The organism is Propionispira arboris, assembly GCF_900109225.1.
GTDB lineage: Bacteria > Bacillota > Negativicutes > Selenomonadales > Selenomonadaceae > Propionispira > Propionispira arboris.
On record NZ_FNZK01000016.1, the window covers coordinates 100,172 to 125,034 of the forward strand.

Genomic DNA, 24,863 nt, shown 5'->3' on the forward strand with positions numbered 1-24,863 from the left:
TCACCTCAACAATGTCTCCCTCTTATTAATATTTTATATATTATCACCAATATAAGGTATTAATTCAAAATAAAATAATTAAAAACAGCTATATAACTTTAATAAATAAAGTTATATAGCTGTTTTTAATTTGACATAACACTTACAAGTTACTATACTTTTATAGATTGCTTAAATTAACTTTATAGAAAACAGGTGTTTTTGAATTGATGAACTTATTTCGTACGAAAAGTATTGAACAAATGCGTAGCATGGCTGAAAATTCAGGCATGAAAAAAAGTTTAGGTGCCGTTGATTTAATTTTACTCGGCATTGGCTGTGTAATCGGCACCGGTATTTTTGTATTGACGGGTGTTGCAGCAGCTAAATACGCTGGTCCTGCTGTTATTTTATCTTTTATTATTTCTGGTCTTGCCTGCGCATTTGCCGGACTCGCGTATGCCGAATTCGCTTCGATTGTTCCCTCTTCAGGTAGTGCTTATACTTACACGTATGCTTCATTAGGTGAATTTTTAGCCTTTTTAGTTGGTTGGAATCTCATTCTTGAATATACTGTTACAGCTAGTGCTGTAGCCTCTGGCTGGTCTGGTTATATGGTTGGGCTGCTTAAATCAGTCGGAATCGAATTATCCCCAGCCTTTACACTGGTACCTAGTGATGGTGGTATCATCAATCTCCCCGCTATTTTCATTACTTTATTCTTGAGTTTTCTCTTAGTTCGCGGCACACAGGAAAGCACGAAAATAAACCGTATCCTGGTTTTTGTAAAACTTATTGCTGTATTTATTTTCCTTATATTAGCTGGTCCCAATGTTGATACCGCAAATTGGGAACCATTCATGCCCTTTGGTTTCTCTGGCGTCACGGGCGGTGCGGCCATCGTATTTTTTGCCTATATTGGATTCGATGCCGTAGCAACCTCGGCCGAAGAATGTAAAGATCCCGCACGGGACTTACCAGTCGGCATTATCGGTTCTTTGGTTATCTGTACTGTTTTATATGTCGTTGTGGCCGCTGTCTTAACCGGTGTTGTACCTTATACCGAACTTAACAATCCCGAACCAGTTGCTTTTGCCTTACGCTATATTGGTTATAATATCGGTTCAGCCGTTGTCGGAGTAGGTGCTATTGCTGGCATTACAACGGTATTACTTGTGTTATTATACGGTCAGGCCCGCATCTTTTTTGCGATGTCTAGAGACGGAATGGTGCCTGCAAATATTTGTAAAATTCATTCTCGTTATAAAACACCTTACATCGTCACAATTGCCGGTGCTGTATTTGTCTCACTCATTGCCGGTTTTGCCCCAATCGGTCTGATTGCCGAAATGGCAAACATCGGCACGCTCAATGCTTTTCTGATCGCCGCAATTGGCGTCATGGTGTTGCGCCTGACGAAACCTGATCTGCATCGCACCTTTCGTTGTCCAGTTGTCTGGCTTATTGCACCACTCGCCATCCTCTCCTGTGGCTATCTCATGTACAACCTGCCATTTGACACCTGGGTTCGCTTTTTTGTTTGGTGCGGTATTGGCTGTATCGTTTATTTCACTTACAGTTATCAACATAGTACCATCAATATAAAACAATCTTCGAAAAATCCAGCACCACAAATAGACGATATAAATACTTCTTTATAAACAAAAAACGTCGAATCAAACGGTTCGGCGTTTTTTTTCTTGCAAAAAATAGAATCAGGTTTTATTCGGCTATTGCGGTAGTGCGATATTTTCTAAGATTTTCACTAAAGCAGCCTCAAAACGTTCATCATCTTGCACTGTTCTTTTTTTAGGTCCTTTTGTTCGCCCGCCCCCACGACGTAATTTTGCTTTCACTTCACGTTCTTCCAATAAAAAATCCATTTTATTTACATCATAAGGAATGCCTGCCGGGCTCAGACAAGCCGCTTTTTTGCTTAAAACCATGGCTGCCAATCCCCAGTCCTGCGTAATCACAAGATCGTCTGCTTGCGTTATATTGATAATCTTTAAATCCGCTTCCTGCGAGGTATTATCGACCATTATATGATGATCATTGTCTATTTGATGGTCAAAGCTGGCAACGGTGTAGACTTCCCGTTTATACATCTGACCAACTTGTTTACAGATTGCTAATACTGGTTTCGGACATGCATCCGCATCGATAATTATTTTCATGAAATCCTCTACTTTATTTCATATTTTCAAAGACATACCAAAAATGCCCTTATTCATGATGTATTATACCATAAATAAGGGCATCCATTCTTTGATAAAATCTACTTAAACGTCTTTTGCTGCTTCTAAGATACTGTTTTCTATAATAGACAACCCACGGTCGAGTTGTTCATCTGTTGTAACAAGTGGAATCAAGAGGCGAAGTACATTGCCATAAATACCAGCATTAATCAAAATTAATTTTTGGTCGAGGCATAATTTGATTACTTTTGCCGTAAGTTCTTTTGCTGGTTCTTTCGTCTTTTTATCTTCTACTAACTCAATACCAATCATGGCGCCAAGTCCTCTGACATCGCCAATAATCGGGCATCTGTCTTGCAAAGCTTTAAATTTCGTTAGAGTCTTTTCACCAATAGTAATGGCCCGCTGACAAAGATTTTGTTCTTTAATCATTTTAATAACTTCAACACCAGCTACACAAGCAAGTGGATTCCCACCATACGTGCCACCGATACTGCCACCACCCGGTGCATCCATGATTTCAGCCAGACCCGTTACTGCGCTTAACGGAACACCCGCAGCAATTGATTTTGCCGTAGTCATAAGATCCGGTTCCACGTTCCAGTTTTCGATCGCAAACATTTTACCACTGCGAGCAAATCCGCTTTGCACTTCATCCGCAATAAAGAGAATATCATTTTTTTCACAAATGCTCTTAAGCCCTGGCAAAAATTCTTTTGGCGGAATAATAAAACCGCCTTCCCCTTGGATCGGTTCAATAATCATTGCTGCAATTTCACTTGGATCCGCTGTTGCCGCAAAAAACTTATCAAAAGCTTCCAAGCAATGCATTCCACAGCTTGGATATGTGGAATGATAAGGACAGCGATAACAATAGGACGCGGGAATTTTATATAAATCCGATGGGAATGGACCAAATCCATATTTATAAGGTTTAACTTTACTAGTCAGCCCCATAGTAAGCGAAGTCCGACCATGGAAACAACATTCAAACGAAATAATCCCTGTTTTCTTTTTTGCATGGCGAGCTATTTTAATTGCATTTTCTACGGCTTCTGCTCCGCTATTCGCAAACATCGTTTTTTTCTTTGAAGACCCTGGGGCAATTTCATTCATTTTTTCCGCAAGGTCAATATATGGTTCATACATCACAACTGAAAAAAAGGAATGTAATAATTTTTCCGCTTGGTTTTGGATAGCTTTAACAACTGGTTTCGGACAATGACCTACATTTAAAACACCAACGCCCGCAAAGAAATCAAGATATTCATTGTCTTCCATATCGGTAATTATAGCACCACTGGCTTTTTTGGCAAAGATCGGCGTCGAATTAGCTATACCACTAGGGACTGCCGCTTGTTTACGTTTCAATAATTCTTCTGATTTTGACATATTTAGCCCTCCCCTGCACAAGCTCCAGAAAAGAGAAAAGCTGCCAAAAAGATACGAAATAATCTCTTTGGCAACTCTGCCCATCTTGCTTTATTTTCTAACTCATGCGATTGATTATGCTTTTATTGTAACAGACCTTTTGCCTCTAAGTCTATGTGCATTTATTACAATATATGTGATATTTTTTCATACTTTCTCACATTATAGGTATTTCTATTATGTCCTCCGCCAATCTGTCTGGCGATAATGACGCCCAGTTGCAGCATCAGTCGATCATACGAATTTGCAAGTTTTTTACCGCTGACATCTTCAATTTTCTTAAGACGATAATCCAACGTATTGCGATGCACAAAAAGACGTTTTGATGTTTTAACAACATTGCCGTTTTCCTCAAAATATACAAACAGGCTGTTAACCAAATCCATTTTATAATGCTGATCATGTTCTTCAAGTGTTCCAATGATTTCTTCGCAATATGCCTGCAATTTTTCTAGTGGAATTTCAAATAAAAGTTTATAGATACCTAACGATTCATAGGTGTACACGCATTGTTTGGTTGCTAATGATTCCGCAAACCACAAAGCTTTATTCGCTTGCAAATAACTTTCCCGTATATTTTGCAAAGACGGGGCCGGGCTGCCAATACCAGCGGCCACGTTCAAAGCAGTAAAATGTTCACCTAATTGATCTACTAAAAGCTGAACAATACTACGATTTTTCTTTTCGTCTTGCACATTTTCCGGCAGCAAAAATAAAACTTTATCCATCCATAAAGTCAAAAGGATTTTTTGCCCGCGCATAACAAAAAAATCACGCACAAACTGTTCCATTTGTGTTTTGATTAAAACAAAATTATGTTTTGCATTCTTACGAGTGAGCTTCTGTTCCGTCAATAAAATTGCACTGATCACAACGACTTGCTGTGATTGCGATAAATCATAGCCATAAACAGCTGCATGCTCCATCAATTCCTGTTCGGCTGCTACAGGTTTTAACAAAAGTTGTTCAAAAAAACTGCTAATGGAATGTTTTTCGGTTTGCTGCATCACAATATAACTGCAAATTTCCTGCATAACACCTACCAGTTTTACTTTCCATGGCAGAGTAAACAAGGGAAAGTTAGCCGCCTCAGCAATAGTTACAACATCATCCGGCACACTTTCAATATAAGGACCGAGATTGATGACCATACCAGCCAGTTTTTTATCAATTAATCCTTGTACCAGCCTTTTCAATTCTTCCGGTTTACCTTGCAACCCAATCCCCGTGATAATCAACAGCTCACCGCCCTGAACCCAAGGCAGAACATCTGGTAAGTCTATAAAATGAACCCAGCGAACGAGTCGATCCAGCCCTTGTGCTCCAGCAACAATCTGAACTTCCGCCATACTATGGAGTTTAATGACCTCTTGACAACTGACCATAAAAATTGCCTCCTTATTTTAAAACGAAAAAAAGACCGCTCATATAAATGAGCAGTCTTCTTTGACTTCAATTCGATACTGTAAGCATAACAAATATCGCACCATCGGTCAATATATAGAACGCATTAAACATTTTATATGGCAATCGTCAGGAAAGGGGTATAGGGCTGAGTGGCACGTTACGTAGGAAGCAAACGATGCCATATACCCCTTTCCTGGCAGACTGATAGACGGGATGGAATTTTTTTAGTGCGTTATATATATCTTATCTTGAAGCTTCTAAAAATTAAGTACAATCAATTTTTCTTCCGTCATTTCACGCACAGCATATTCCGGGCCTTCACGACCAATTCCACTTTCTTTAACCCCACCATACGGCATATTATCCGTACGGAATGTTGCCCCATCATTGATAATGACTCCACCAACTTCAATTTTTTCCGCACAAAGATGAGCAATTGCCAAAGAATTTGTAAAAACACCCGCCTGTAGACCATACACCGAATCATTCACTGCGACAATCGCTTCATTAATATCGGTATACGGTACAATCACAAATACTGGTGCAAAAATTTCATTACAAACTACTTTCATATCGGCTTGAACATTCGTCAAAATCGTCGGTTCGAGATATGAGTGGGTACGTTTACCGCCAGTTAAGAGCTTAGCACCCGCTGCAACTGCTTCTTGAATCCATTCTTCCGCACGGATTGCTTCTTTTTCGTTGATCATCGGACCAAGTTCCGTAGTGTCGGCCAATGGGTCACCACTGACAACAGCCTTGGCTGCTGAAACAGCCGCTGCGCAAAAAGCATTGTAAATCGCCTGATGCACATATACTCGCTGACAAGAAATACAAACCTGTCCTGCATTTGTAAACGCATATTTGGCACAAAGTTGTCCGGTTTTAACTGGATCGGCATCACCATGAACGATATTCGCTGAATTAGAACCAAGCTCAAGTGCGACACGACGCAATCCCGCATTTTTATGCAGCATTTTTCCTACTGCTGCACTACCGGTAAAACTATAAAAATTGATACGTTCATCAGCTGTAAGCAAATCACCAAGTTTACTTCCTGATCCCATAACAAGATTCAAGTAGCCCGCTGGAAGACCTGCTTTTTCAAATATTTCACATAAAATAACAGCAGAAAGTGAAGTTGCCGTTGCCGGTTTGTAAAGCACTGAATTGCCCGCAGCCAGCGCTGGACCGATTTTATGGCAAGCCAAATTTAAGGGAAAATTAAATGGTGTAATCGCACAAACAATCCCAACCGGCACTCGTTTTGTATAGGCAATACGACTGCCACAACCAGGTGCACCCGCTAGCGGAACCATTTCCCCTGTCATTCGTTTAGCTTGTTCCGCGGATAATAATAAAGTCTGGATACCACGCTTCACTTCACCACGTGCATCTTTAATCGGCTTACCCACCTCAATCGATAATGCCCTTGCCATTTTTTCGCTATCAGACTCTAAAAGATTTGCTGCTTTCATCAAAACTTCATAACGTCGATACGGTTCCATTGGTATTTTAAGCGCTTGTTGTGCAGCATCCACCGCAGCTGTAACTTCTTTTGCTCCAGCCACCGAAAGCATTGCAGCCGTTTCATTTGTATATTTATTGACCAAAGGCGTTGTTTCTTCTGTCAAAATCCATTTACCAGCAATAAACAGTCCATATTTTTCCATGCTAAATCCTCCCTTACCTTGTGGTAAACAATTAATGAAATAAAAAAGACTGCCTGCCAAAACAAACAGTCAACATTGACTCATTAATCGAATACTATCATAACTTTAGATTAACAAACTTATCTGATCCGGTCAACCTACTTTTATCGTAATATATAACAATAATATACGATTTTGTTCGTAAAATATTACACATACGATCATAACCGGATTCACTTTAAGCCAAAAGTAATTGGCATCGCCGCATAGCAGCCTACGGATTGCCCATCTGCTCGTTTTGCTGGGATAAATAGCCAATTTTGCATTGCACTGACTGCTGCAGCATCCATTGCTTCATAACCTGAAGATCCAGCAACTTCAACAGAGCCAACACTTCCATCAGCATGAATCTGAACACGCAGGCGAACTCGACCTTCTATCCCACGATTTTTCAAATCAGTCGGATACACAGGCTCTACCATACTCAAAACGACTGGTTTTTGTATAACCCCAGTAACCTCTGCTCCCATATTAGAAGAAGTTGAACTGGTTGCAGATTCGGGGCCATCTCCAGAAACTGCTGTCGACTCAACCGCTCCAATCGCCCCTTTGACGACAACAGCTTGACGCGGCTGTTCTCCATCTGCTTTTACGGCCTCCGCTGCATGTGCTGTTGCTTGCAAACTCGCCTTTGCCGCTGGGAAATTTTGCTTGGAAATCATTGTGTTTTTCGTATTAAGTTCTGCCTGTTTCACGGGAACTATATCTTGCTGTGCAGCTAACTCAAGTTCCATATATTCTTCTGGTAATGGCGTAACCGAAATTTCAGGTAAAACCAACAACGAAAGCACCGCGATCGCCACATGGCAAGTCAACGAAACTCCAAATGCCTTTTTCCACTTCCAGCGTTCCTTTTCCATATAAAATTACCTCACTTTACGTTCTGTAGCAATCGAAATATGTTGTGCCCCCGCTGCTTTCATTTCATCAAGCACCTGAATTACCTCCCCATAGTCTACCATTTTATCGGCACGTAAAATAAAAATTTGGTTATCGTTTTTCCCCATTGCCATTGCGATGTGCTTTCCTAATAATTCCAGGGGGATTTTTTCTTCATCGATAAGCACCACTGCATCTTTGGACACCGTGACATTCATGCTTTTTGGTTTTTCCTGCTGTGCATAAGCGGATTGTGGCAGTTGAACTGGAATTGTATGCTGCTCAACCATATAAAGCGTACTAATCATAAAAAATACCAAGAGAAAAAACATGATGTCAATCATCGGAATAATCATCAATTCTGGTGCTTTTTCTATTCGCATACTACGCAGCTTCATGATTAACTCCTTTTTCATCCGTAACATTAGGCAAATTCTTTTCCACTTCACCCGCAATCTGTTCAAGATCGGTAATAAAGCCATCTAGCCTATACGAAAAATAACTATGTCCCAAAAGGGCTAAAACAGCCACACTCAACCCCGTTGCTGTAGCAATTAAGGCTTCACCGACTCCGCCGGTAATCGCCATTGGCTGCCCACTTTCAAGACTGAATATGCTGAAGGACTGTATCATCCCCACTACCGTTCCCAGAAGACCAAATAGAGGTGACAACGTAACGACTGTACTTAAAATAGACAACCCTTTACGCAAATGCGCCACAGCAAGCTGTGCCGAACTTTCCATAGCGGTTGTAATATTGCGACCCATTTTTTGCGCATCTAATGCGGCAATCACAATTTTATGCGCCGGTTTTGCCGAAACACTACAGCTTTGATAAATCGCTTCATACTCTTTATTTTGAAAACCACTTACAATATATTCACTAAAGCCTGCTACATCCAAGTTCATTTTTCTATAGTAAACAAAACGCTCCACCAAAATCGTCACAACAACCAACGATGATAAAATCAACAAATACATAACCGGTCCACCTTTGTGAAACCAACTCATTGCCTCTATCAAAAAATCCATATCTGCCTCGCTTCTTTCTTTTTTATATTTAGCTATATTAAAATAACACTATGCCATACCGTAGCATTTACTTAGAATTTACGTTCTACACCAAAAACAAAATATCGCCCTGGCATCGCATAAGCACCACGACCAGCCGACGAACTCAAAATTTCATAACCTTCATTTGTTAAATTATAGCCCTTAATATAAGCCTTGGTTTTATCATTAAATTGATACCCTACATTAAGATTAACGGTGGTATAAGAAGTATCCGTATATACTTTAGTGTTACGCCCTGTAACTTGCTGCGTTGTTAAATCCGCATTCCATTTGTCTTGCGTATATTGAATGCCTATTGAATATCCGTTTGGACGACTATTATACATATAGTCCGTATATTGTCCATTATCCCCAACATTTTTCTCAATCCGAGAATATGAGTAACCTGTATTTAATGACCACCGATCTGAGAATTTATGTGTAGTATTTAACTCCAAGCCGCGACGCTTTTCGCGATTGATATTGTAATAAACCGTTTTACTAATATTCGTATCCCATACCCAATCAAGTGCGTTGTCTAATTTGCTGCTGTAAATACTAGCTTGAATATTAGTTTTTTTATCGATTTGCGAATTTAAACCCAAGGTGACAGTCTCGGACTTTTCTTGTTTTAAATTAGGGTTGCCAATCCAATAAGGCGAATTTGCATAACGCTGCTTCAATGTAGGGTTATTGATTGCCTGTCCCCACGATAAATAAGCATTTGTCTGTGGTGATAATACTTTATTGATGGCAACATGCGATGTGAAATCACCACCAAAATCACTATGATTTTCATAGCGTGTTCCAAAATTCAACGACCAGCCATCAATTAAAGTCCAATGATCTTCTGCGTAAATCGATGTCATATTGGCTCCACGTTGAAAAATTGCACCAGAATTTGTTTCATTAATATCTTCACTAATATATTCTGCACCACCAATAAGTGAATTTTTATTATTAAGTTTCCAGCTTTTTTGCCATTGCGTTCCCAACGTAGTCAAATCATGCTCATAGGGCGCACCAGCAAAAGATGTATCAGATTTTTCGTTATTGCGATAAAGTCGCAGATAATCGCCAGCACCAGAAGAACCCCCTTCCTTCCACGTATATGTCAAGGCAAAATTGAGATCTGTTGTCTGCAGTGGAGCCCCATCACCATAGACAGTCGGAATTTCGGGATCTGTTAAATAAAGACCGTGTCCATCATTTTGTTTTGACCGTTCAAGTTCAAATGACAGGGTATCCGCACCGAAAGATTTATCCAGACGTAAACTTTCATATTCTTTATCAATATTACTGTAGGGGAATTCTTTTTCATGTCCTGTTACAGCATTTTTATACTCATAATTATCGCGTTTTTGTTTGTCGTAGGAAAATAAATAACGGACATCATCGTCTCCACCTTGTGTCGTCAATGTATAACGTTGCGAGTTCCATGTTCCAAATTCTGTATTAACAGTTGTCGATGCAGCAGCCACTGGTTTTTTTGTAATAATATTAATAACACCGCCTACTGCATTGCTACCATAAAGAGCCGAATTTGGACCACGGACAATTTCGATACGTTCGATATTTTTCACAGGTAAACTATCAATATTAATTGCGTTATCATCGCCACTCACCACAAGATGTGACCAATTCATTTTTCGACCATTTACCAAAACCAACACTCTACTATCTCCGTTAAGTACTGGATAAGAAGCAAAACTTGTCGTACTCATATTCACATTATTGGAGCGAAGAACATCTGATACCGTGCTGTAATTGCCTCGTTCAATTGTTGCCTGATCAATTACCGTAACAGCCGCTGCAACCTCATTTGCTTTCACAGGCATACGGTTTGCGGTTACAACATATTCTTCCATATCAAAAATCTTGTCATCGTTCACTATTTCAGCAGCAAAAACCTGACTCGCAAAGCCAAGCGACATTGCTCCCAAAATCAAACCTGTCAAAATTTTTCGTTTTTTATGTATCATATTTGCTATCTCCTCCTTAGTGGTTTACTTTCATATCAATACTCTGTTCGACAATTTCTCGTGCCATTCTCGCATAATCCTCGGGAGAAACGTAGTCGTTATTGGCTATGCATAATAAACAGGACATCATATAAATCGCAAAAAAAGCGAATATTCCTGTACCAACAATTTTCTTTTTCAAATCTGCGCCTCCTCGTATAATAAGTTTTGTAAACTATGTAAAATTCCCAAGCAATGCATGATTTCAATTATCATTCTCATTTAAAATTGAAAATTAATTACCTGAGAATTTATTTGGATACAATTCATGTGCTATTTTTTCCACAACATACACCGCACGACTATTACAATTATTTGCATCATTAAATGGTATATTGATAATATTTCGATTTTGAATTGCCCGAAGTGAGCGCAGCTCTATTTTATTTTGTAATTCATGAATCGCTTCTGCATCGGTAAGGTCTTTGCCTGTTTCCATACTAGAGGAAACATAAATAATATAATCTGGATCATATGCCAAAATCCGTTCTGGTCCTACAAAAGAAATTTGCTCCTGCACAAGATTTTCAGCTTCCGCCTTCTGGACGAGGTCGTTAATAAGGTAATTTTCACCATATAAAGAGTACGTACCATTTCCATGAGATTGTAAAATCAATATTTTCTTAGGACTTGCCATTTGACCAAGTTTATCCTTTACCACTTGGATTCTTGCTTTCGATTGAGCAATTAAAAGCATCGCTTTTTCTTGGATTCCAAAAATTATCCCCATATCATCCATAAATGGATATACTGAATTTTCTACAGTTGGTTGCTGATTGGGCAAAGTTCCCGGTACAATGTAAGTGCCAATTTTATGTTCATGCCAATTTTGTACATCCCCCATCTCATTATCTGTAAAATTATGAGCCCAGCCAATAATAAGATCTGGCTGCATATCATAAATCTCTTCTTGCGATGGAATATAGACCGCCTCCAGTAATGGAAGCTTGGCATAAGCATTCGCCATAGCTCGCGGTGCAGCGCCATAAGGCTCAACCGTACCAATAATATGTGCATCCATTTCCAGTTCCAGCAAAAGTTCAGTCGCTCCAGGATATGTTATTAAAACTCGTTTTGGTGCTGACAGATACGTGTACACAGACGATCTTTGCAATGCATCATAATTTTCTATTTTTACAGGAAACCCGTTTTCCACGACTGGATCGATCGCCTCCATTTCTATTGAAGAAGCACAGCCTGTTAAAAACAAAAAACCAAAGCCTATGAAAAAAACACTTACTTTTATCTGTCGCGACCAGCCCATCAGTTGTACCCCATCGCTAAATCAAGCGGACGATAAACAATTGAAACGCACTTCGTTCTTAAATCCACGTCAACATGGCAGTCAATGTTATAGACATCACGAATTAAATCTTCCGTTAATACATCCACTGGCATTCCTGCAGCAACGATTTTTCCATCTTTCAATACGTACAATTTATCGCAATACATAGCCGCCAAATTCAAATCATGTAAAGCCGCTAAAATGCCAATACCTAATGATTTGACTGTTCCCAAAAGCTGCAATTGATATTTAATATCTAAATGATTCGTCGGCTCATCCAAAATTAAAAATTTGGGTTGCTGTGTTAATGTTCTGGCTAAAATAACACGTTGTTTTTCTCCACCTGAAAGAGTCAAAAAACTGCGATTGATTGATTCCGTCATGCCAACTTTTGCAATTGCTGCTAACGCAATCAAACGATCCTGCTCGTTATCTGTACTCAACATTTTTTTATGAGGTGTACGCCCCATCAAGACCATTTCCATAACTGTAAAATCAAAATTCACATTATTGAATTGCCCCACAACTCCCATATTTTTAGCCGATGCGCCAATTCGCATTGACTGTATATTTTCACCTCCAAAGAAAATTTTGCCGCCACTTGGTTTGAGCACACGATACACTGTTTTTAGCAATGTAGATTTCCCACTACCGTTTGGTCCTATCATACCAACAAATTGTCCCGTTGCAACACCTAAAGAAACATCCTTAACAATTTTTTGGTGATCTAATGCTACACTAATATGTTCCAGTTTCAAATCCACAGTCACACCTCCTAGCTATTCCCAAAATTAAACGACTGTTGAAATAATAAATACATAAAAAATGGCGCGCCAATCAACGCAGTGATAATACCAATTGGCAGGTCGCCGCTTTTAAGCAGTACACGAGATAAAACATCAGCCCAAATTAAAAAAAAGCTGCCAGATAGTATCACGACCGGCATTAATTTGCGATGATCTGACCCTATCAGTGAACGCACAATATGCGGTATTACCAAACCCACAAAACCAAAAACACCACAAGCTGAAACAATGATAGCTGTCAACAATGCCGTCAGAATCATATAAAATCGTCGCACACTTACCAAATCAATGCCTAACGTCAAAGCAGCCTCTTCACCAAGCAGCATGACATTAAGTTTTCTTGCTTGTGAAAGGAACAAAATACCTGCAAAACCCGTACCAACTGCTGGTAAAAACAAAGTACTCCACTTCGCTCCAGCAAAAGACCCCATAGTCCAAAACGTAACACTGCGCATGCCTTCCGCATTGTTTGACATATAAATTATAAAATTTGCTCCTGCACTCAACAAAGCACTTACCACGGCTCCAGCTAATACCATCTTGACGGTCGACATTTGTCCTCGCAGTCCTGCTAAAAACATCACGAGCACGGTTGCCAGTATCGCTCCCCCAAAAGCCCAGATTGTCGTTCCCACGAAACCTCCGATACCGCCAATTAAAATAGCAATAACTGCACCGAATGAAGCCCCCGATGCAATACCCAAAATATAAGGTTCTGCCAGTGGGTTCTGCACCGAGGCTTGCATAACAGCCCCAGACATAGAAAGTGCTGCGCCCGCAATTGCAGCCATCAAAACACGAGGCAGCCGCAGCTGCCAGATAATATCAATATGGGATGGCTTCAAATCTCCCATTATTTGCTGTCCAAATATTTTATGTGCCATAATATTATAGACCTCAAAGAGCGGAATTTTCACGGATCCAAGACAAACCGCTACAAGCATTGATAGCAAAACCAACCCCAGCAAAAAAATAATACCTATCATAAAAAAATAGTTTCGCCTGATTTTCATTTATCCTGTATTCGCCTCTTTCCTATTGCAATTACAAATGATAACGATACTGGTAATCATTATCGTTTGTAATTATAATATAGATAACCTATTGCGTCAACTTGATTTTTCTAAACATTTTTAGCAAAATATTCTATTATTTTCTTTCACTTTCGCTAACCGACAATGTATAATAAATCTAAAAAACGGTTCTTATTATTGGTTTCAATGAAGGAGTGTATGATTTTGAAAAAATACTGTTTCACTATATTGATAATACTTGCCCTAACAACAACCTGTTTTGCTCAAACCAATATGCCTTTTACCAAAGGACTCGTTGTGGACAATACCTTACAAGTCATTGGCGTTAATCTTTTCGGGCCAGCTTTCAAAGCCGGAATTAGACCCAACGACAAAATGCTCAATACTAGCAAAGAATTGTTATACAGCCACGCCGCTTATCGTGCCCATGAAACGATCGAACGTAAAAATAAAAATTATCAATGTTTTATTGTCCCTGAACAAATCGACCGCCCCACAACACAATCTGTATTTTTACTCGCAACGAATGGTTTGACCATACCTAAAATTCAGAATATCATCGCACAAAGTCCCGAGCTGCAAAAAATCTTTCTTACCAAATCAATAGATACGAACTGGGGAATTTTGTATACAATCGGAGAACTTGACCCGGAAAGAGCCACGTTCTTGGATTACATTATAACAGACAAACAGCCCTCTCTTATTCGCTTAAAAACGGTCATGTTTTTTACCAGCGGCGAATTTAATACATTTCAGTTGTTCCATATGGATATGACATTCGAAGCAAAAAACGGGACGGTTTGGGAAAAAGTCCCTTCCAGCGGCGTATTAGAGCAACAATTCATTGAAAAAATAACAAAAGCCAACTCATTTTAATCGCTATATCCCCTTTGGGGCAGATTGATAGACGGGATGGTATTTTTTTAATGCATTATATATAGCTTACTTCAAGTCATGAATATTGCACCTCTCAACCTTTTGTTGTCCTTTTAATATATGTATGTTACAATGTAAAGATTAATAATGAGCGGTTAATCTGTTGATTTTTACAGATCAGACAAACTATTTTGCATAGTTTTTTTATAAAATTTAGTATATATATTAAAGGAGGATTTATTCTGTTGGAACAAAAAAATAAATTACGTATTATCCCCTTAGGCGGTTTAGGCGAAATAGGGAAAAATATGACAGTCTTCGAATACGGTGAGGATATCGTGATATTAGACTGTGGTCTTGCTTTTCCTGATGATGATATGTTGGGGATTGATTTAGTTATTCCTGATATGACATATGTGTTGGAAAATAGAGAAAAAGTCCGTGCTGTTGTTTTAACACATGGACATGAAGACCATATTGGATCTTTATCCTATCTGCTGCGAGAAATCAATGTCCCTATTTATGGAACCCGTTTAGCTCTAGGTCTTGTTGAAACAAGACTCAAGGAAAATCGGTTGGAAAATTATCACTTGATGCCAATTGAAGCTGGGGATGAAATCAAAGCCGGCATATTTGATATTGGCTTTATCCAGGGAAGTCATTCCATTCCAGATGCTTGTGGCATTTATTTAAAGACACCAGTCGGAACGATTGTCCACACGGGCGATTTCAAGATTGATCCCACTCCTGTCGATGGAAAACGCATCGATATCCACAAGTTTGCCCAGCTTGGTAAAGCGGGTGTACTCGCACTCTTAGCAGATAGCACGAACGCCGAACGTGAAGGTCATACCGGATCGGAACTAGAAGTTTCGAACACTTTAGATCAAGAATTCAGCATTGCCCGAGGCCGTATCATCATGGCAACTTTTGCTTCCAATGTGTCACGTCTCCAGCAGGCAGCTAATATTGCCTGTAAATACGGTCGCAAAATTGTCGTCTGTGGGCGCAGTATGGTAAATGTAGTAAATATTTCCATGGATTTAGGCTATTTAACGATTCCCGAAGGAGTTCTCATCGAAGAAGATTTGATGCACAATTATGAGGATAAACAGATTTTGATCCTTACAACTGGCAGTCAGGGTGAACCGATGGCCGGGTTAAGCCGTATGGCTAACAGAAACCACCGTCGCATAACAATTACGCCTGGTGACACGATTTTAGTTGCGGCAACACCGATCCCGGGAAATGCAAGATCCGTTGGTAAAACAATTGATAACCTGCTTCGTTTAGGAGCCCATGTTGTTTATGAAAAAGAATCCGGTATCCATGTATCTGGGCATGCCAGCCGTGACGAGCTTCAACTCATGCTCAATCTCGTTCGTCCAAAATTTTTCCTGCCAGTTCATGGTGAATATCGGATGTTGAAAAAGCATGGTGAACTTGCCGAAAAGTTAGGCATTCCGAAAGAAAACATCTTATTGGGTGAAAACGGCTCTGTATTTGAATTTACTGAAGATACCGGCTGTATAAATGGCAAAGTAAAAGTTGGCAATATATTTGTCGACGGTCTTGGTGTCGGGGATGTCGGAAACATCGTCATTCGCGATCGGCAGCAGCTCTCACAAGATGGTGTTTTAATTGTTGTTGTAACACTAGATAAAGAAAGTAAACTTGTTAAGTCCGGACCAGATTTAGTATCGCGTGGTTTTGTTTATGTACGTGACTCTGAAGCATTGATGCATGGTGCTCAATTAAAAATCAAAAACGTTCTTCACAACTGTGAAGTCAATCATATCAGTTCATGGACTACCATCAAGGTACAAATCCGTGAAGCATTAAATCAGTATTTAATTGAAAAAACGGGACGTCGTCCAATGATTTTACCAATTATTATGGAAGCATAAAATATAAAAAACGGCAAGCTGCATTTTTTGCAGCTTGCCGTTTTTTTATGATACTATCTGTTGCCGGTTTCAATTCTAAATCTTGAATTTTTCAATTGATTTTTGCAAATTTTCCGCATGCTCAGCCAATTTCCGCGTGCTATCAATCACTTCGTGAATTGTCGCCGTTGTTTCTTCACTCAAAGCTGCAACTTCTTCTGTCCCCGCTGCAGCTTTTTCTGAAACAATTGCAATTTGCTGAATTTCTTGTCCAGCTGCTTTGGCTTCTGTATTGATTATATTTGATGTTGCCGAAATATCATTTACCTTACTTTGAATATTTTCAATAGAATCGGAAATTTCATGGAAGAATTCAACGATTTTTACTAGACTTTGCTCTTCTTCTTCCACGGCTTTATTGGCCAGTTCCATATGGGATGCCGTTGACGAAATACCATTTTCGACTTCACTCACAATCGTAATAACTTTACTGCCAGACAAGGCAACCTGTTCGGCTAATTTTCGAACTTCCTCTGCAACAACAGCAAACCCACGGCCATGTTCACCAGCCCTTGCTGCTTCAATCGCAGCATTTAAAGATAACAGATTCGTTTGTTTCGCAATTTCTTGAATGACCGAAACAATCTCACTAATTTCTTTGGATTTATTGGCCAAGGACAAAATAGAATCACCAATCTGTGTATAGACTACTTTATTGTTCACAATTTTAATTCCCTGGTCTTTAACTAAATTCGAGCCAACACGAACGGATTCCGTTGCCTTTTGTGCTAAATGCCCGGAAACTGCAATATCTTCATGAATTGATCCCAGGCGATTGATAATTTCCTGAATCTGATCATTCGTATTCACACTCGCTTTTGCCTGTTCTACCGCGCCACCAGCCAATTCCGTAATCGTCACTGCTGTACGATCCGATGCGATACTGATTTCTTCGGTTGAAGCAATCATTTTTTTCGATTCGCTAACCACCACTTCGCCTAATCCTTTGGTATCGGTAATCAATTGATGGACATTTTTTACAACATAGCTAAAAGAATCAGCAATAATACCAAGTTCATCTTTTTGATCCAAATTGATTTTTTTCGAAAAATCATATCCGGCCAATTCTTCTAAGTACGCCAAAATTTGATGGATACTGCGATTGATTGGATAAATAATCAATATGGATACTAAGAGTAGGGCCATTACAATAACGCCAACTACCGCAAGCACAATCTTAAAAATAATGCCTTGTTTGATTTCCGTTAAATCATCGACATAAATTCCTGTGCCGATGACCCATTGCCAGGGTTCAAACCCCTTTACATAAGAAAATTTCGGCTGAGCCTTATCTTTACCAGGTTTTGACCATTGGTATTTAACCAAGCCTTCCTTTTGTTCTTTGGCCACTTTGACAAATTCAAGAAAAATCGACACACCATCCGGATCTTTAATATCGCTGATATTTTTTCCATCCAGCTCCGGTTTCATGGGATGCATGACCATATTGGGCGTATAGTCATTAATCCAATAATATTCATCCCCACCATAACGCAAAGCACGAATCGCTTGTTTGGCTGAATCTTTGGCCTGGCTTTCGGTTAAAATCCCCTTTTGGGATTGATTATAATAAAATTCCAGAATTTTATAGGATGTTTCGGTTAAATTTTGCAGTTTTACTTTTGCATCCGTTTCCAACGTATTCGTTATGACAGGAATGATATAAAAAGCGACTAAACTACTAAAAGAAAGCGTTAAGAAAACAATGATACCAATAATTTTTGTTGTAAGACGAAAATTTTTAAAAAGGTCCATATACACAATCCTCCTATATTTAAAATCTCCTATACAAGTTAGCCATCATATCTTACTGGAGCAAAAAAAGAGGTCATCCCTTCAAACATGTTCATACCTTGCACAAGCAAAAACACACTCTCGGATAACCTCTTACAAACTCAAATTCTATGTATCTATATAAAATTTTAATTCTCCAAAACTAATTCAAATCCTCTTATTTTTTAAATTTTTTTAAATTATGGACACTCTTAAATTTCAAATCAATGCAAAAAATCCCTGTTAAAGAACTGCCTACCAGTTAGGCGTCTTTAGCAGGGATTTCCGATTTTCTATAGACTCAATTCTAAGATTTTTCTTGTTACAGCCGGGGTAACAAGGCTTTTTTCACCTAACTTAACCATTTGATGCGACTCTAGGCTGGCAAGGATTTTATCAATTACTTCTCGCCCTAGTCCATAATCAGAAAAATGGGTTTTGTTCCCCATAATGGCAAAGAAATTTCTGGTCCGCTCAATAATGAGCATAATTTTATCGTCAATTGGAATATCACCGGTAATATGCCAGATGCGTTCACCGTATTGGAGCAGTTTATCCGATTTTTCTACCTGCATGACTTGCATGACTGACGGCAGAATGATAGCTAGTGTCTGTGCGTGGTCCAGCCCGTACAAAGCCGTTATTTCATGACCAATCATATGGGTCGCCCAATCTTGCGGCACCCCACTGCCAATAAGTCCATTGAGGGCCATGGTTGCACTCCACATAATATTGGCCCGCACATCATAATTTTCTGGTTTTTGCAAAGCTTTTGGCCCTTCCTCAATCAAGGTAAGCAATAGTCCTTCTGCAAAACGGTCCTGTACTTTTGCAGCTACGGGATAGGTCAAATATTGTTCCATAACATGGACATAAGCATCCACAACGCCGTTGGCAATCTGCCGAGTCGGCAGCGTATACGTATAAACAGGATCTAAAACAGAAAACTTCGGATAAACAGCAGGGCTCGCAAATGCTAATTTTGCCTGCAATGATTTTCTGGTAATTACGCCGCCATTATTCATTTCTGATCCTGTTGCCGGTAAGGTCAACACCGTCCCAAAAGGCAGTGCTTCTTTTATAGCAATACCATCCGTAATAAAGGTCCATGGATCAGCTTGGACAAACGGAACTGCCGCCGCGATAAATTTTGTACCATCAATAACTGAGCCGCCGCCAACAGCCAAAATAAAAGTATATTTTTCAGCGCGAATCAAGTCAACCGCTTTCATCAACGTTTCATAAACCGGATTCGGTTCAATTCCACCAAATTCGCCAATTGTAAAGTCTTTTAAAACGGTTTTGATTTCGTCTAAAAGACCAGTTTTTTTCGCACTCCCACCGCCATACGTAATAAGGATCTTACTACCGGCTGGTATTTCATGGGACAGTTTAATAACTTCCCCTTTGCCAAAAATAATCTTTGTTGGATTCATAAATTGAAAGTTTTGCATAAAAACAACTCCTTCGATTTTTTTAATAAACGATTTTATCGGCACAATGGCATTTTCAGACTACAAAATAGCTACATAAGCCTATTTTCATTATACGTTTGGTGATATTGCTTGTCAATTAAACATACAGACAAAAAGTCAAAGGACCTGATAAAAAAACAGACCTTTGACTTTTTATATGCACGAAAATAAATAACTTTTTTAAACTGTAAATGCACGGACAATATCTTTAAGTTTTTCGGCCATTTTCGCCAAACCTTGACTACTAATAGAAATTTCTTCGGTGGATGCCGACTGTTCTTGTGTCGAGGCGGATACCATCTGCGTTTGGCTAACCGTTGTTTTCGTAACGGTTTCTACTTTGCCAACTAAATCAACAATATTTTGACCACCCTCTGCTAGTCGCTGCATCGTATCTGAAATTTCCTGAACTTGCTCAGAAACTTCGTTAACTCTTTGGACAATATTAGTAAAGGATTGTCCGGCTGAAACAACAACTTCCGATCCAGTCTGTACCTCTTTGTTGCCCGCTTCCATAGCACGAACAGCTTGTGTTGTTTCGGTTTGAATTGCCCCAATAAGTGTAGCAATTTGTTTGGCGGCCTCTTGGGATTCTTCCGCAAGTTTACGAACTTCTTCGGCTACAACCGAAAACCCGCGTCCCTGTTCGCCAGCTCGGGCGGCTTCAATTGCGGCATTTAACGCTAGTAAATTCGTTTGATTGGCAATAGCAGAAATCGTTTCAATAATCTGTCCTATTTCTTTTGAACGATCTCCCAGTTTACGTACCAGTAAAGAAGAGTGTGTCACCGTTTGGTCGATGAACTGCATCTGCTTTATCGATGTTTCAATGTTTGCCAATCCAGCTTGTGCTGCCATTTCTGTTTGCTGCGAATTATTGGCTACATTCGTCATTTTACCTGTTACCTCTTGAATCTGTAAGCTCATTTGCCCCACCGTTTGACGCGTATGATCGACGACTTCCATCTGCCTCTGTGCACCCTCAGCCACTTCGACGATAATCTCAGCAACTTGATTTGCCGCCAGTGCCGACTGCTTTGAACTAGCTGTCAAATGCTGTGAAGCATCGGACACTTTTCCCGCAGATTCTTTTATATTAACTATCATGTTTTGTAATTTGCTAACTAGGTCGCCAAACGATCGAGTGAGCAGTCCAATCTCATCGTTAGAAATATTTAATGTGGCAAAATTCAGATTGCCATTTTTCATATCTGCTGTAATCTTAAGAATCGGATTAACAATATTGCGCGACAATACAAAACCAAAGAGCAGACCAGCCAAAATAAGTCCTATTGATACAACCATGACAATGATTCGAATACGCGTTGCATAAAGATCAGCGTTACTTCGATTGACTGTGATTTCTTCTTTTTGAATTTGAATCAACGCATTAAAGGTGCCCTCTAAATTTTTACGTAAAGAACGACCTTCTGTAAAGGATAACTGCTGGGCTTCGGCTTTTTTACCCTGTCCATAAAGTTCCAGAACCTTCAAATTAACAGCCGTAAATTTTGTGTGCGTCGTATCGAGTTGTGTAAGCAGTTCTTTTTCCTGCTGCGTTTCCATAAGCGGCGCAAGCTGCGAAACAATTTGTTTGACCTTATCTGATTTAGTCAAAATTTCATCTTTGAATTCACTCTTCGCTGTTAACAGAAAGCCTCGTTCATCATTCGCCTGCCCCGTAAAATAATATTGGATTTCTCGCAAATTTACAATCGTCGCATTGGAATTATCAATGATGTTTTCATAATTCGCTCGAATCTGATTGAGCCCAACTAAAGAAATAATTGTAATGATTAAAATGAAAATTGCTATAAATGCATAACCCGCTATAATCTTGGTTTTTACTTTCAATGTGCCAGACCCCTTTCAACTAAGCCTTTTTGGTAAACGCCAGCAAGAATCAAATTTGCCGACAATACGTAAAAGCCTTCTATATATTATCGTAAAAGGAGTCTTAACTCAACCCTAAAAAGAGGAATACACTAAATAAATAGCGGTTGCCCACATAAAGACCGCTGAAAACTTATTAATACAGCACAAAATCTTGGTGCTTTGACGTTGTCTGCCAATCATCCTGCCCGTGATGGCCAAACAAAAAAACCAGATCCACGAAATCATAATGCACGCTGACGTAAACAAAATTTTATCCAGTCCATTGTAGTTTACCGAACTTGTACCGATTACACCGACAGTATCTATGATCGCATGTGGATTTAGCAAAGACACTGTAACAGCAAAACCAATCTGCTGTTTTGTCGAAAGAGCTTTAACCGCCTGTGTATCACTTGCTGTAACGGTTTCATTCCAAATCATCCAGCCCATAAAAAGCAGAAAAATCACCCCCGCCCCAATGAAAAGCGTCTTTAGCAGGGCAAATTCCAATACCAGCACCGAAACCCCGTTCACGGCTACTAAAATAAGCAGCGTATCACAAATTCCAGCTGTAATTACAACTGGTACGACTCGAAAGAATGTTTTTTGCATAGCTCCTTGATTAAAGACAAATAAATTTTGTACACCTAAAGGTAAAATGAGTCCCATCGATAATATAATTCCATGTATAAATCCCGTCATTATTTTTCTCCTGACTTTTCTCTTCTAACTAAAATTAAAAAGTTGCTACAGCACAGACCATGCCCTATATCCCATTCCTGACAGACTGATAGGCTGTATGTATTTTCTTTAATGCGTTATATATAGTATAAAAAATTTTTATATACCTGTCTGCATCCAATTGGCTTGTTATATAACCATCCAATTTGTTATACTAAAGAAAAAAGAGTGAGGACTGCTTTATGTTACATATCGACTGGCTGCCAAACAAAAAAGATACGCTGCCCTTATATCGGCAGATTTATGCTTATATCAAACACGAAATCCGCAGCGGTAACTGGCCTATCAACAGCAAACTACCCGCCCAGCGCAGTTTGGCTGCTATCTTCAAGGTAAATCGCAGTACCGTGCAGACTGCGATTGATGAGCTGATGGCTGATGGTTTGCTCGAAAGCAAACCAGGCAGCGGCATCTGGATTGCAAATAACACCTGGTCACTTTTTAGCTCGCCGGAACAAATTGATTGGAATTTTTATGTAGAATCCAGTACATATCGACCAAATCTGCCACTCATTCAAGAAATCAACCGTGCCGAATTTAAACAAAATATCATTCGCTTAGGGACCGGTGAATTAGCCCCTGATCTATTACCACACAAAGAACTAACGGCAATATTGCAGAAAACATCAGGCAATATAAAATCATTTGGTTATGAGCAGCCACAAGGCCTTTTGTTTTTACGAGAACAATTGTGTATTCATCTACGAAAAAACGGCATTAACGTTTCCCCTCGCTCCATCCTCATTGTTTCTGGTGCCTTGCAGGCTTTACAATTGATTTGTCTAGGACTCTTGCCTAAGGATTCCAAAATTTTACTGGAAAACCCATCCTATCTTCTCTCTTTGCCCTTATTTCAATCCATGCAGGTTGATTTTGCGGAAGTTCCTTTAGACTCGGAAGGTATTAACCTCCGTACCCTGGCTTATCAGCAAAAACTTAAAAAGGCTGCTTTACTTTACACAATTCCAACGTTTCATAACCCCACCAGTATCTTAATGAGTGAGCAGCGCCGTCATGACTTATTGCAGCTTTGCCGAGAAAATCAGCTGCCGATTTTAGAAGATGATGTCTATCGTGATCTTTGGCTTGACAGCCCTGCACCACCACCTTTAAAATCAATGGATCAAGATGGCCTGGTTTTATACATAGGCAGTCTGTCAAAAGCAGTCAGCCCCGGGCTTCGAATTGGCTGGGTCGTTGGACCTGAACCAGTGATTGAAAAATTAGCTGACATGAAAATGCAAAATGATTACGGCTCAAGCTGTTTATCGCAATATGCCGCCGCAGAATGGCTTGCCAGCGGGTTCCATGAAAATCATTTAAGGCGGATTCGTGCTGCTTTATGTATAAAGCGACAAACTTGTCTTGATGTTCTGACCCAGCATTTTCAAGAGATTGCCAGTTGGCATATCCCTGCCGGTGGTTTTTATATTTGGCTAAAGTTAAAAGAACCGATCTCTCTGCCAAAATTATTCAAAATGGCACTGGCCGAAAACATCTTGCTTAACCCCGGCAGTATCTATGATCCCTTATCGAATCGGCATCTCCGTTTATCCTATTCGTATGCTTCGAGCATCGAGCTTCGCAATGCGCTAGAACGCTTAGCCGCTATGATTAAGGAGTTAAACTGAATTATTCATGGCGGTAAAAAAAACGGCACCCCAGCGATTTTTCCAAACCACTAGGGTGCGCCGTTCCTTTAACTCCGCGTTGGTGACCAAGTCATCGTCTCCATAATCAACCGGACTGCATCGGAAAAACCTTGTCGATAATATACATCCATTCCGCTCGTCATCATACAGTTATATTCATCATCCAAATCTACCAAAGTTTCCTGCAGTTCCACGGGCAAGGCACTCTTGATTTTTCTCTGATACGCAAGGACTTTTTCATTGGCATAATAATATTCACTAGAATGCTTCCCTAAATCGAGTCCGGCCAAATTTTCATGCTCCATCGTGGCAACCAACGAATCAAATACATTCTTTATCATCATTTATATCCCCCATCCTCATTCTGTAAGGGGTTTCTCTATTGTAATCCAATAAAGGAACCCACCCTACAGTTTGTTTCAGGGGAAATCAAAAAAGCGCATGCGCGGGTTTATTCAACCTACACATGCGCTTTGCTATATCTTAATTGCATGCAGACGCTAAGCTCCTGTCAAAACTTCAATTCCAGCATACCGAACAAACCATCTCCCTTGTCACCCAAGGAAAAGCACGGTATAATAAATTGTCGTCGTAGACAGCTAGCTGTTACGTGTAGGTGCCAGTACACCTGCTCGTGCCTAAGAGTGCTTCAACACTCTTGGGACACGGCGACTTTTTTAATTTCCACCTATCTCTAATTATATTACACTTCGTAACGAT

The 24,863-nt window shown here is 39.7% G+C and carries 21 protein-coding genes; 4 read left to right on the forward strand and 17 right to left on the reverse strand.

The annotated features are described in order from the left end of the window. The first annotated feature begins 209 nt into the window (after window positions 1–209). Window positions 210–1,640, forward strand: a complete 1,431-nt coding sequence (locus tag BMY14_RS14890) for an amino acid permease (RefSeq protein WP_091833427.1) — start codon at window positions 210–212, stop codon at window positions 1,638–1,640. A 69-nt stretch (window positions 1,641–1,709) separates the two neighbouring features. On the opposite strand, the gene BMY14_RS14895 is transcribed toward BMY14_RS14890, so the two are convergent. The 12 genes from BMY14_RS14895 to BMY14_RS14945 form a co-directional block, all read right to left on the reverse strand. Beyond that, window positions 1,710–2,156: a YaiI/YqxD family protein gene (locus BMY14_RS14895; RefSeq protein WP_091833430.1), complete on the reverse strand. Its 447-nt coding sequence runs from the start codon at window positions 2,154–2,156 to the stop codon at window positions 1,710–1,712. Window positions 2,157–2,261: 105 nt separating this feature from the next. Beyond that, entirely contained in the window at window positions 2,262–3,569 is a 1,308-nt protein-coding gene (gene gabT / locus BMY14_RS14900; RefSeq protein WP_091833433.1) for a 4-aminobutyrate--2-oxoglutarate transaminase, read from the reverse strand. Between the two features lie 164 nt (window positions 3,570–3,733). Beyond that, window positions 3,734–4,993 (reverse strand): PucR family transcriptional regulator, encoded by a 1,260-nt coding sequence (locus BMY14_RS14905; RefSeq protein WP_091833436.1) that lies wholly within the window; start codon window positions 4,991–4,993, stop codon window positions 3,734–3,736. 279 nt (window positions 4,994–5,272) lie between these two features. Then, complete coding sequence (locus tag BMY14_RS14910; RefSeq protein WP_091833439.1) at window positions 5,273–6,688, reverse strand: aldehyde dehydrogenase family protein; 1,416 nt, start codon at window positions 6,686–6,688, stop codon at window positions 5,273–5,275. Window positions 6,689–6,900: 212 nt separating this feature from the next. After that, window positions 6,901–7,587, reverse strand: a complete 687-nt coding sequence (locus BMY14_RS14915) for an energy transducer TonB (protein WP_091833441.1) — start codon at window positions 7,585–7,587, stop codon at window positions 6,901–6,903. A 6-nt stretch (window positions 7,588–7,593) separates the two neighbouring features. Next, window positions 7,594–8,004, reverse strand: a complete 411-nt coding sequence (locus tag BMY14_RS14920; protein WP_091833444.1) for an ExbD/TolR family protein — start codon at window positions 8,002–8,004, stop codon at window positions 7,594–7,596. After that, window positions 7,991–8,638: a MotA/TolQ/ExbB proton channel family protein gene (locus BMY14_RS14925; protein WP_091833447.1), complete on the reverse strand. Its 648-nt coding sequence runs from the start codon at window positions 8,636–8,638 to the stop codon at window positions 7,991–7,993. The genes BMY14_RS14920 and BMY14_RS14925 overlap by 14 nt, the downstream gene beginning before the upstream one ends. Window positions 8,639–8,709: 71 nt before the next feature. Continuing rightward, entirely contained in the window at window positions 8,710–10,641 is a 1,932-nt protein-coding gene (locus BMY14_RS14930; protein WP_245741434.1) for a TonB-dependent receptor plug domain-containing protein, read from the reverse strand. A gap of 16 nt (window positions 10,642–10,657) precedes the next feature. After that, the gene (locus BMY14_RS20635) at window positions 10,658–10,822 is read right to left on the reverse strand and encodes a hypothetical protein (RefSeq protein WP_177177617.1); all 165 of its coding nucleotides are present in this window, start codon (window positions 10,820–10,822) and stop codon (window positions 10,658–10,660) included. A gap of 93 nt (window positions 10,823–10,915) precedes the next feature. Further along, a complete protein-coding gene (locus BMY14_RS14935; protein ID WP_091833450.1) occupies window positions 10,916–11,944 on the reverse strand; it encodes an ABC transporter substrate-binding protein in 1,029 nt (342 codons plus the stop codon). After that, complete coding sequence (locus tag BMY14_RS14940) at window positions 11,944–12,729, reverse strand: ABC transporter ATP-binding protein (RefSeq protein WP_019553922.1); 786 nt, start codon at window positions 12,727–12,729, stop codon at window positions 11,944–11,946. Before BMY14_RS14940 ends, BMY14_RS14935 begins: the two co-directional genes overlap by 1 nt. Window positions 12,730–12,740: 11 nt before the next feature. Then, the gene (locus tag BMY14_RS14945; RefSeq protein ID WP_245741435.1) at window positions 12,741–13,757 is read right to left on the reverse strand and encodes a FecCD family ABC transporter permease; all 1,017 of its coding nucleotides are present in this window, start codon (window positions 13,755–13,757) and stop codon (window positions 12,741–12,743) included. A gap of 252 nt (window positions 13,758–14,009) precedes the next feature. Between BMY14_RS14945 and BMY14_RS14950 the strand changes: the two genes are divergently transcribed. Both BMY14_RS14950 and BMY14_RS14955 read left to right on the forward strand, forming a co-directional pair. Beyond that, window positions 14,010–14,681 (forward strand): PDZ domain-containing protein, encoded by a 672-nt coding sequence (locus tag BMY14_RS14950; RefSeq protein ID WP_091833456.1) that lies wholly within the window; start codon window positions 14,010–14,012, stop codon window positions 14,679–14,681. Window positions 14,682–14,926: 245 nt separating this feature from the next. Continuing rightward, window positions 14,927–16,588, forward strand: coding sequence for a ribonuclease J (locus BMY14_RS14955; protein ID WP_019553925.1), 1,662 nt, complete (start codon window positions 14,927–14,929; stop codon window positions 16,586–16,588). Between the two features lie 75 nt (window positions 16,589–16,663). Here the strand turns inward: BMY14_RS14955 and BMY14_RS14960 are convergent, their stop codons facing one another. The 4 genes from BMY14_RS14960 to BMY14_RS14975 form a co-directional block, all read right to left on the reverse strand. Continuing rightward, window positions 16,664–18,382 carry a methyl-accepting chemotaxis protein gene (locus BMY14_RS14960; RefSeq protein WP_091833459.1) on the reverse strand — a complete coding sequence of 573 codons (1,719 nt, stop codon included), beginning with the start codon at window positions 18,380–18,382 and terminating at the stop codon, window positions 16,664–16,666. 311 nt (window positions 18,383–18,693) lie between these two features. After that, window positions 18,694–19,854 carry an iron-containing alcohol dehydrogenase gene (locus tag BMY14_RS14965; protein WP_091833462.1) on the reverse strand — a complete coding sequence of 387 codons (1,161 nt, stop codon included), beginning with the start codon at window positions 19,852–19,854 and terminating at the stop codon, window positions 18,694–18,696. A gap of 201 nt (window positions 19,855–20,055) precedes the next feature. Further along, window positions 20,056–21,729, reverse strand: a complete 1,674-nt coding sequence (locus tag BMY14_RS14970; protein ID WP_091833465.1) for a methyl-accepting chemotaxis protein — start codon at window positions 21,727–21,729, stop codon at window positions 20,056–20,058. 114 nt (window positions 21,730–21,843) lie between these two features. Next, window positions 21,844–22,452 carry a LysE/ArgO family amino acid transporter gene (locus BMY14_RS14975; RefSeq protein WP_091833468.1) on the reverse strand — a complete coding sequence of 203 codons (609 nt, stop codon included), beginning with the start codon at window positions 22,450–22,452 and terminating at the stop codon, window positions 21,844–21,846. Between the two features lie 221 nt (window positions 22,453–22,673). On the opposite strand from BMY14_RS14975, the gene BMY14_RS14980 reads away from it, so the two are divergent. Next, the gene (locus BMY14_RS14980) at window positions 22,674–24,122 is read left to right on the forward strand and encodes an aminotransferase-like domain-containing protein (RefSeq protein ID WP_091833471.1); all 1,449 of its coding nucleotides are present in this window, start codon (window positions 22,674–22,676) and stop codon (window positions 24,120–24,122) included. 68 nt (window positions 24,123–24,190) lie between these two features. Here BMY14_RS14980 and BMY14_RS14985 read toward each other — a convergent pair whose 3' ends face one another. Continuing rightward, a complete protein-coding gene (locus BMY14_RS14985; protein ID WP_177177618.1) occupies window positions 24,191–24,487 on the reverse strand; it encodes a hypothetical protein in 297 nt (98 codons plus the stop codon). Window positions 24,488–24,863: the final 376 nt, after the last annotated feature.

What these genes read in the sequence shown, in the direction of transcription:
- BMY14_RS14985 (WP_177177618.1), bottom strand. Translation starts at nt 24,487, where the DNA reads ATGATGATAAAGAATGTATTTGATTCGTTGGTTGCCACGATGGAGCAT.
- BMY14_RS14945 (WP_245741435.1), bottom strand. Translation starts at nt 13,757, where the DNA reads ATGATAGGTATTATTTTTTTGCTGGGGTTGGTTTTGCTATCAATGCTT.
- BMY14_RS14960 (WP_091833459.1), bottom strand. Translation starts at nt 18,382, where the DNA reads ATGGACCTTTTTAAAAATTTTCGTCTTACAACAAAAATTATTGGTATC.
- BMY14_RS14915 (WP_091833441.1), bottom strand. Translation starts at nt 7,587, where the DNA reads ATGGAAAAGGAACGCTGGAAGTGGAAAAAGGCATTTGGAGTTTCGTTG.
- BMY14_RS14925 (WP_091833447.1), bottom strand. Translation starts at nt 8,638, where the DNA reads ATGGATTTTTTGATAGAGGCAATGAGTTGGTTTCACAAAGGTGGACCG.
- BMY14_RS14895 (WP_091833430.1), bottom strand. Translation starts at nt 2,156, where the DNA reads ATGAAAATAATTATCGATGCGGATGCATGTCCGAAACCAGTATTAGCA.
- BMY14_RS14980 (WP_091833471.1), top strand. Translation starts at nt 22,674, where the DNA reads ATGTTACATATCGACTGGCTGCCAAACAAAAAAGATACGCTGCCCTTA.
- BMY14_RS14905 (WP_091833436.1), bottom strand. Translation starts at nt 4,993, where the DNA reads ATGGTCAGTTGTCAAGAGGTCATTAAACTCCATAGTATGGCGGAAGTT.
- BMY14_RS14935 (WP_091833450.1), bottom strand. Translation starts at nt 11,944, where the DNA reads ATGGGCTGGTCGCGACAGATAAAAGTAAGTGTTTTTTTCATAGGCTTT.
- gabT (WP_091833433.1), bottom strand. Translation starts at nt 3,569, where the DNA reads ATGTCAAAATCAGAAGAATTATTGAAACGTAAACAAGCGGCAGTCCCT.
- BMY14_RS14930 (WP_245741434.1), bottom strand. Translation starts at nt 10,641, where the DNA reads ATGATACATAAAAAACGAAAAATTTTGACAGGTTTGATTTTGGGAGCA.
- BMY14_RS14890 (WP_091833427.1), top strand. Translation starts at nt 210, where the DNA reads ATGAACTTATTTCGTACGAAAAGTATTGAACAAATGCGTAGCATGGCT.
- BMY14_RS14965 (WP_091833462.1), bottom strand. Translation starts at nt 19,854, where the DNA reads ATGCAAAACTTTCAATTTATGAATCCAACAAAGATTATTTTTGGCAAA.
- BMY14_RS14920 (WP_091833444.1), bottom strand. Translation starts at nt 8,004, where the DNA reads ATGAAGCTGCGTAGTATGCGAATAGAAAAAGCACCAGAATTGATGATT.
- BMY14_RS14910 (WP_091833439.1), bottom strand. Translation starts at nt 6,688, where the DNA reads ATGGAAAAATATGGACTGTTTATTGCTGGTAAATGGATTTTGACAGAA.
- BMY14_RS14975 (WP_091833468.1), bottom strand. Translation starts at nt 22,452, where the DNA reads ATGACGGGATTTATACATGGAATTATATTATCGATGGGACTCATTTTA.